Origin of the sequence: Paraburkholderia podalyriae, assembly GCF_014397785.1 — a bacterium.
Lineage (GTDB): Bacteria > Pseudomonadota > Gammaproteobacteria > Burkholderiales > Burkholderiaceae > Paraburkholderia > Paraburkholderia podalyriae.
The window spans coordinates 1-5,762 of the sequence record NZ_VZQQ01000141.1; the positions used below are offsets into that span (position 1 = coordinate 1).

Sequence of the window (5,762 nt, forward strand, 5' to 3'; positions counted from 1 at the left end):
GCCGACCGCGTGCTACGCATGCATTTCATTCGCCATTCGAGGTGTTCGAACGTATGCTCGCAACCGCTTCCATAACTTCAGCTTCCGTTCATTAACCCGCTGTTGCGCTTCACCTTTGAAACCGCCCGGTTATGGCCGACGACGCGACGAACATGATCGTCGGGGAAGGCCTGTTACCCTGAGCGAAGCCGACCTTCGGTCCACCTGAGAGCGTGCTCGAACGTCCGCAACTGGCCGCGTGCCGTCTCACGCGATTGGCATATTTTCATTGATCTTGCACGGCCGCGATCGACGGCACGACGCCTTTGCCGATTCATCAATGCGTGTAACCTGGTGAGGGATGCAGTCGAACTCGCGGGTTTCGACCTCGCCGACCGGCGCTTCATAGCCGCGCGCCGCACGGGCCGCGTCGTCCGGGGCCGGCATGACTTGCTCCGCAGTGAAATTCGTTGGTGTCCGCCGGAAATGCATCGGGACGTGCGCAGTATCGAGCGCGTCGCACATCAGCTCCAAGCCGGCATTGTCGGCATCAACGAAGGTGCACCCGCAAGCGAGGCTGGTTCACCCGAATCCCTTGGGGATTACCAGACCCGAGCCGATTGCAGTCGAATCGCATAGTCGAGATGCAAGATGAAAATCACGCGCGCTCTGACGAGCAGCGCCTTCAGTTCCGCGTTTTTCGCGGAGGGAAGCAGCGTGTTGTCCACCGCATGAACCAATTGCTGGTGATATGTGATCTCTTGATAGAGGTAGTCTCCGTCGAACGCGTACTCATCGGCCGCATTCAACCTGGCGAGGTTGTCATCCCCTTCGTTCCGGAACGCCTCGCTCATCCTACTATTTTCGGGATAGAGCATCAGCCTCTGCGTCAATTCGACGGCTGATTGATACAAGTCCCTGTGTTCTGCAATCATTGTTCCAGCGAAATTCTGGATGCTTCTTCTCTGGCTTCGGCTTAGCGCGAGGTTGCCCGCCTCGATTTCGGCTCGATTCGCGACCATGAGGATGGCGGCGATTTGCTGGTCAGTGTGTTGCGCGTGTACGTCATACATGCGCAGCGACAATGCAGCGAGTAACACCAGCGCGGCGGCTTTGCGGCTCGGGATCATCTTTCGCCTCCGGTTCGAACCATTGAACGGACACGTCTGCTGCGGTACTGCATTGACCGGTTGCCGTACCGTTGTAGCCGTTGCTTTCCAAGGTCCCATTTTGCGCCCGAGACGCGCGGTCGAGTGGCCTGTCTCAAGAGCCGACGTTGGAACGTCGCGGTCGTAGGAAGGACGAACGACTCTTGATGGCCCGAACCCGGCCCCATCCTGAATCGGCAGCGTGTCCGCCGCCGACCTGCCCGTGTCCGGCAGAAGTCGACCCTGAAGCGACATTCGCTCCGGAGTGCCTGAGTATCCGTGATCAACGTCACTACAGCCGCTCATATCACCCTCCGGTCCATATCAACCTAGCGCAAAGACGTAGAAGAGCACTTCCCCTGCGATGAGTTCTATGCCTCGTCCCTTGTTCAGTCCGGCGGATATCCGGTAGACTTGACGAAACAATCAGATAGGGGAGCGGGTGGGCATTCAGAATCTGCGGGGAACGTTGGAAGACCGTCAAATCGGTATCTACTTCGGCTTTGTTGTGATGGCGGCCATCGCTGCCATGCTTGTCCGCGGCACGACAAATCTTGAAACTAGTGTTAATCCGGCACTTGCGCTGATGTTGTTTGCAACATTTCTGCAAGTTCCGCTTGGGCATCTAGGGCAGGCCTTCTCACGGGGCCGGTTCCTTGCCGCCCTGTTCGCAGCGAATTTCGTCGTCGTGCCGCTTCTCGTCGCGGGCCTCGTCCAGTTCCTGCCAGCTGATCCGATGGTGCGGCTCGGCGTGCTTCTAGTTCTGCTCGCGCCGTGCATCGACTATGTGGTGATGTTCTCCCATCTCGGCCGCGCCGACGCCCGTCTGTTGCTGGCTGCGACGCCCGCCCTATTGATCCTGCAAATGCTTCTGCTGCCGGCCTATCTCAAGTTGCTTCTCGGAGAGAGTGCAGCCGTGCTGGTCCAGCGCGGACCGTCCGTTCACGCTTTCTTGTGGCTGATCGCCGTTCCGCTGCTGCTTGCGGCCGCGGTGCAAGTCTGGGGGGCACGGCGCCGTGCCGGGGCACGAGTATCGACCGTTCTGGGTCTATTGCCCGTGCCGGCGACAACCTTGGTTCTGTTTGTCGTCATTGCGTCGGTGGTGCCGCGGCTTGCGCCCGCGATCGACTCGGTCTGGCGTGTCGTTCCGATCTATATCGCCTTTGCGATTCTCGCCCCGTTGATCGGTTGGTTTGTCGCCCGCATGTTCCGTCTCGACACTCCCGCCGGGCGGGCGGTCGCGTTCAGCGCTTCGACTCGAAACTCGCTGGTGGTGTTACCGCTCGCCTTTGCGGTACCCGGTGCTGTTCCGGTGTTGCCGGCGATCATCGTGGCACAGACGCTTGTCGAACTGGTAAGCGAGCTGGTCTACGTGCGCGTTGTTCCGAAGTTGGGTGAGCGGAAGTCCGTTACTTCATCGCAGATGCCGTGAACGCCGCCGACGCGGGCTCGGCGCTGGTCTAGAAGCGAGTGGTGATATCTGTCAGCCAGCGTGGCGACGCGCTCACCAACGCGGCTTCCAGCGCTTTGTCGAGCCCGCTGAAAATGGAGACGCCGGTCATGACCAGCATGACACCGAGCACCATCTTGCCGGTGCTACTGGCCGTCAACAGCCGCTGGCGCCAGCGTATCAAGGCTTCGCGGGATAGCGCACCCAGCAACATCAGCGGCAACGCAGCGCCCAACCCAAACATCAGCATCGTCAGCGCGACCTGTCCCAGATCCTGGCCTTGCGCGGCGAGGAGCGAAGCCGCTCCGAGCGTAGGTCCCACGCACGGACTCCACACAGCCCCGAGCACCAGCCCCACTCCGAATTGCCCGCTCAGGCCGCCTGTCCGGGCGCCACGGAAGCGGTGAGAGCTCCAGTTGCTGAGCGGGCCGGCCGCGACTGCCACCCGCGCCTGCAACCGCGGCATCAGCAGAACGAGGCCGATCAGCGTCAGGAGGACGGCGCCGACAGAGCGGAACACACCCACATCAAGGCCAAGCGAGAAACCGATCGTAGCGACAAATAGGCCAACGGCGACGAACGAGAATGCCAATCCGGCGGCCAACGCCGCGGGGCCCAGTCGGTGTTCCGCGACGGCGGTTCCCAACATCATCGGAAGCAGTGGCAATACACAGGGCGACAACGTCGACAACACGCCGGCCAGCAACGCGAAGCCTAGGCTCATCAAAGTGCCCGACGCAGTAAGGCTTCGATTGCAGCGGGGTCGGTTACTCCGACCGAACGACCAACTTCCTTCTTGCCTTTAAAGACGATGAGCGTGCTCTGATGCTGGACCTTGAAAGACTGCAGGATGTCGCGCTGCCTGTCGAAGTTGACTTCGAATGCCGTCAGTCCGGAGAAGTCGGGCCGGTCAAGCAGCTTCGAGACGATAGGTTTTTGTTGCTGTCAGGTCTCGCACCACGCCGCTGCGACGTGCACGAGTACCGGTTTGTCAGCCGCCTGATCCGCGGCGAACGCACTGGAGTCGAATGCGGCGGGCGTTCTTGCCCATGCGGGCACTGAGCCAAGTGTTGCAGCCAGGACGGCGCCTACCAGAAAAGATCGTCGGTTCAGCTTCATCTTGCAGCCTTTCATGATGTAGAGGGAACGTTGGGACCCGATGCCGGCTCCCGGGTGAAAGGCGCGAACAGAGCATCGGCGGCCCCGCGAACCCGCTCGGGGGCCGTGATGACAAGGTGAATCGCGTCGGCCTGTTCATTCAGCTCGAACCGCAGGAAGGCGCAGCATGACTGTTCCTTGCTGACCAGCTCGCGCACTTGGGGGGCGGCTTTGGGTGCATAACTCAGGTGTAGCGAAAGGGGCGTCCTTTCTGTCGCGCGCAGATGGCGACTCGTCAGCTCGCGTATCCAGCGCCTCCGCTTTTCAAACTCATTCGCGCCAAGAAGGCACGCTATGGGCTGGGTTTCAGGAGAATTCATGATGTACTCCAACATTTGCCTCGCGTTGGCACGATGACTTACGACGTGCCACACCCGCACCCGTCCACCGCGGCTGCGCAGCGCTTTGCCGCGGCTGTTCGATGATGATGCAGTAGGAGGCGCCCGGGCTATCGCAACCCCGCCAATCGCCGCGAGGCCGACCCACCATCTTGGAACGCCAGTTCCAATCCCCACCAAGCTCGCTAGGGTGATGAATGTGAACGCCGCTGGAAACGCACAACAGGTGAGACAAGCGGCGGCGACGCCCATCAACACAGCGCCAATCGTTAGTTTTCCGTTGCTCATGCGCTTTCTCGAAGCCTCAGAGTTGTACATTGCTCTACAATAAACCCTCAAGTAACTTGAGGTTCAAGGGGTGGGAACTGAAAAATGTCGAATCATGCTGAATTGACGATCGGCAACATCGCCGAGCGATCGGGCTGCACCGTCCCGACCATCCGTTATTACGAAGAAATCGGCTTATTGCCGAAGGCGGCCCGCAAAGCCGGCGGACACCGGGTGTACGGGCCGATGGACCTTCAGCGGCTCGTGTTCGTTCGGCGCTGCCGGGAGTTCGGTTTTCCGATCGAGGAGATTCGCATGCTGATATCGCTGGCGGAAAGCGCCGACCGAAATTGCAACGAGGCCCGCGATCTTGCGCAATCACACCTTGGGGCCGTCCGCGCGAAGCTGATCGAGTTGCAGGCGTTGGAACAGAGTCTCGCGGCTTTCGTTACGAACTGCAATGCGGCCTGCGCCGGCGGTCCGGCGACCGACTGCGTGATCCTTGCAGACCTTGCTTCGACGACGTCAAAATGCTGCGGCTCACTAGCCGAGACACTAAGCAACGCTGCCCAACCGGCTGAGCCGGTCCGCAACCTCCCTTGATGTGCATCAAGGGCAAGGGCCTCTTGCGCTACGATTACCAAGTTTGTACCGTGGCGGCGGAGGACTAAATGGGGTGTGCGTGCAGTCAGGCACAGGCGAAGACGGATGAAGAGCGGAAGACGTTGCGCATCGCGCTGGCATTGAATCTGGCGATGTTTGTCATCGGCACGACGGCGGGCGTTTTGGCCCAATCCAGCGGACTGCTGGCTGACGCCCTTGACATGCTGGCTGACGCCCTTGACATGCTGGCCGACGCGAGCGCCTACGCGATAGGTTGCTAGCGGTTACGCGAAGTCCGGTTTTCAAGTACCGCTCCGCGCGAATGAGTGGGAGCCTGTTGCTCCTGCTCGGCGCAGGCATCCTTCTCGACGTTGGAAGACGGGCGCTCCACGGTGCCGAGCCGGTCGGCAGCATCATGATGGTCTTTGCATTGCTGTCGCTGGGGGTCAACGTGACTGTCTTGCGGATGCTGTCGCGATTCCGTGCCGGGAAGGTCCATCTTCGCGCCACGTATCTTTTCACTCGAGCTGACGTCGTTGCCAACCTGGGCGTTTGCGTGTCTGGCGCTATCGTTGCAATCACTGGGTCTCGCTGGGCCGACCTCGTTGCGGGATTGCTCATTGGAGCCTATGTGATGCGTGAGGCCGTGGAAATTTTGCGGGACTCACGAAACGAAAGCAAAACCACGACCGCCTAGCAGGCTGCGGAAATACCTCGCGCTGAAGTCATCGCGACGGATAGCAAAAGCGTTGATGTAAGGACCTCACCCGCCCCCTGGAGATCATGCGCGGCACCGACACGTTCACCGAGAGTCTGTTT

At 60.4% G+C, this 5,762-nt stretch carries 8 protein-coding genes; 4 read left to right on the plus strand and 4 right to left on the minus strand.

All coding sequences use genetic code 11. The annotated features are described in order from the left end of the window. Positions 1-246 precede the first annotated feature (246 nt). Both F6X42_RS41455 and F6X42_RS41460 read right to left on the minus strand, forming a co-directional pair. Entirely contained in the window at positions 247-504 is a 258-nt protein-coding gene (locus F6X42_RS41455) for a hypothetical protein (RefSeq protein ID WP_187639559.1), read from the minus strand. Between the two features lie 77 nt (positions 505-581). Next, on the minus strand, positions 582-1,109 hold the full coding sequence (locus F6X42_RS41460; RefSeq protein WP_187639560.1) for a DUF4142 domain-containing protein: 528 nt from the start codon (positions 1,107-1,109) through the stop codon (positions 582-584). A gap of 466 nt (positions 1,110-1,575) precedes the next feature. Here F6X42_RS41460 and F6X42_RS41465 point away from each other — a divergent pair, with 466 nt between their 5' ends. Beyond that, the gene (locus F6X42_RS41465; RefSeq protein ID WP_187639564.1) at positions 1,576-2,559 is read left to right on the plus strand and encodes a bile acid:sodium symporter family protein; all 984 of its coding nucleotides are present in this window, start codon (positions 1,576-1,578) and stop codon (positions 2,557-2,559) included. Between the two features lie 28 nt (positions 2,560-2,587). On the opposite strand, the gene F6X42_RS41470 is transcribed toward F6X42_RS41465, so the two are convergent. Beyond that, a complete protein-coding gene (locus tag F6X42_RS41470) occupies positions 2,588-3,301 on the minus strand; it encodes a cytochrome c biogenesis CcdA family protein (protein WP_187639561.1) in 714 nt (237 codons plus the stop codon). A gap of 406 nt (positions 3,302-3,707) precedes the next feature. Further along, entirely contained in the window at positions 3,708-4,055 is a 348-nt protein-coding gene (locus F6X42_RS41475; RefSeq protein WP_187639562.1) for a hypothetical protein, read from the minus strand. A 408-nt stretch (positions 4,056-4,463) separates the two neighbouring features. On the opposite strand from F6X42_RS41475, the gene F6X42_RS41480 reads away from it, so the two are divergent. From F6X42_RS41480 to F6X42_RS45015, 3 genes are all read left to right on the plus strand, one after another. After that, entirely contained in the window at positions 4,464-4,943 is a 480-nt protein-coding gene (locus F6X42_RS41480; protein WP_246530529.1) for a MerR family transcriptional regulator, read from the plus strand. Between the two features lie 122 nt (positions 4,944-5,065). Next, a complete protein-coding gene (locus F6X42_RS45010; protein WP_246530530.1) occupies positions 5,066-5,224 on the plus strand; it encodes a cation efflux transmembrane domain-containing protein in 159 nt (52 codons plus the stop codon). A gap of 56 nt (positions 5,225-5,280) precedes the next feature. After that, positions 5,281-5,640 (plus strand): cation efflux transmembrane domain-containing protein, encoded by a 360-nt coding sequence (locus F6X42_RS45015; protein WP_246530531.1) that lies wholly within the window; start codon positions 5,281-5,283, stop codon positions 5,638-5,640. Positions 5,641-5,762: the final 122 nt, after the last annotated feature.

What these genes read in the sequence shown, in the direction of transcription:
- F6X42_RS41455 (WP_187639559.1), bottom strand. Translation starts at nt 504, where the DNA reads ATGTGCGACGCGCTCGATACTGCGCACGTCCCGATGCATTTCCGGCGG.
- F6X42_RS41460 (WP_187639560.1), bottom strand. Translation starts at nt 1,109, where the DNA reads ATGATCCCGAGCCGCAAAGCCGCCGCGCTGGTGTTACTCGCTGCATTG.
- F6X42_RS41470 (WP_187639561.1), bottom strand. Translation starts at nt 3,301, where the DNA reads ATGAGCCTAGGCTTCGCGTTGCTGGCCGGCGTGTTGTCGACGTTGTCG.
- F6X42_RS41475 (WP_187639562.1), bottom strand. Translation starts at nt 4,055, where the DNA reads ATGAATTCTCCTGAAACCCAGCCCATAGCGTGCCTTCTTGGCGCGAAT.